We start from the raw sequence: 1,820 nt of genomic DNA on the forward strand, positions 1-1,820 counted from the left end.
AAACACCGGCCTGTCCAGCTTCATCGCGATCCTGTAAGCTGCGTTCATTAATCCCACGTGACTGTAAGCCTGGGGAAAATTGCCCCACTGGGAACCATTGAGCTCATCCACGTCTTCACTGAACAGCATGAGGTGATTAGAGAACTGAAGCAGGTTTTCAAACTCGCGGATAGCTTCTTCAAGACGTCCCACACAAGCGAGGGCCTCCACGTACCAGAATGCACAGATCAGGAAAGTAGTCTTGGGTTTCCCGAAGTCATCTGCATGAAGATACCGGTAGAAAAGTCCCTGCGGGGTTCTCAGCTCCGATTCAAGTGCTTTCAGATGATCTCTCGCCCTTTGAGAAGCAGGGTCAAGGTAATTCATCATGATCAGCTGAAGCGTGCTTGCGTCAAGATGTGAACTTCCGGTCGCATTGGTATATACCTTCCTTTTGGGATCGTAGCAGCTCTCTATGTGGGCAGCAGCCTTCTGCATTAAGTACAGTGCCTTTTCTTCCAGCTGTTTGTTCCCGATAGTTTTCGCCATTTTCATAGCGGCAGAACACCCTGCCCACTGGAAAAGATTACTATAGCAATGCGTATTAGCAAAATTCCGGAACTCCCATATCCCGGCATCTTTCTCATCTATCGTACGTTCGATCTTTGAGAGTACCGTTTTAATCCACTTATCCGAGTCCTTACGTTCCCTGAAAACAAAACGGTGATCCGTATAGAGAGGCATCAGCGAGATCATCACCTGACCGTATATATCATTCTGAATATGTTCGTATGCCTGGTTACCCACCCTGACAGGTTTATTTCCCTTGTAGCCATCCAGGTGATCCAGGATCACTTCATGAAGCTTACTCCCGCCGTCAATCCTGTATAAAGGCTGATATCTGAAATCTTCCGAAACCGAGATATCTGCCACATAGTTAAAATAATGCTCCATTTCTTCGAAATGGCCAATGTGATTCAGTGCGCTGATCACATAAAAAGTATCCCTCAGCCAGCAATACCGGTAATCCCAGTTCCTTCCGCTCCCGTCCGATTCAGGAAGGCTCGTGGTACTGGCAGCTATAATGGCACCTGTATCTTCATATTGGTGAATTTTAAGAGTCAGCGCAGACCGTATTACATAGGGCTGGTAAAAACCGGCAATTGACGAATGCTTGATCCACACGCGCCAGTAAGCAGTGGTTTCCCGAAGGAAGTTTTCTGATGTACTAACCAGTGGAGCCTCCAGCGGCTGACCATACGTCAGCACGAGATACTTCGTTTCATTAAGAACGAAATACGCTTCCTCGAACACATACGTCACCGGTATATTTGTTGTCAGACGGACCTTATCGTCAGAACCATGATACTCAATATGATTACTGCCCCGGTGTGCCCTTAGTTTAGTTTTACCGTATTCACCAACAGGCTCGCATTTCACCCTTACCCTTGGCTGGCCTTCCAGCGGTTCGATCTTACGGATCAGCATCAATGGTTTAAAGAAACGCTCATATTGATGAAACCTTGGCGCAAAATCGGTCACCCTGTAGCGCCCGTTCTCACACGTTATTTCTGTACATAATACATTCGTGTTCTCAAGATAGTACTGATGGGATGAATAAGTTGAAGCAGGCAAAATAGAAAACTCGCCTCCCTTTTTTTCGTCGAGAAGCGAACCAAAAATAAAAGTGCTGTCGAACCTCGGCCAGCACAACCATGCTATGTTGGTATTTTTATGAACATGCGCCAGAAAGGAGCAGTTACCTATAATACCAGTTTCGTATACATGTTTAGTCTCCATTGTTTTTATACAGCGAAAAACGCAGAAGGTTTGAATAGAGC

General features: G+C 46.2%; 1 protein-coding gene. It reads right to left on the minus strand.

Annotation, left to right across the window (positions count from 1 at the left end; genetic code table 11):
* Positions 1–1,779, minus strand: a 1,779-nt coding sequence (locus DDR33_RS19145; protein WP_109417417.1) for a glycoside hydrolase family 15 protein, incomplete at its 3' end; no start/stop codon positions are given.
* Between the last annotated feature and the right edge of the window lie 41 nt (positions 1,780–1,820).

The organism is Pararcticibacter amylolyticus (assembly GCF_003130405.1).
Lineage (GTDB): Bacteria > Bacteroidota > Bacteroidia > Sphingobacteriales > Sphingobacteriaceae > Arcticibacter > Arcticibacter amylolyticus.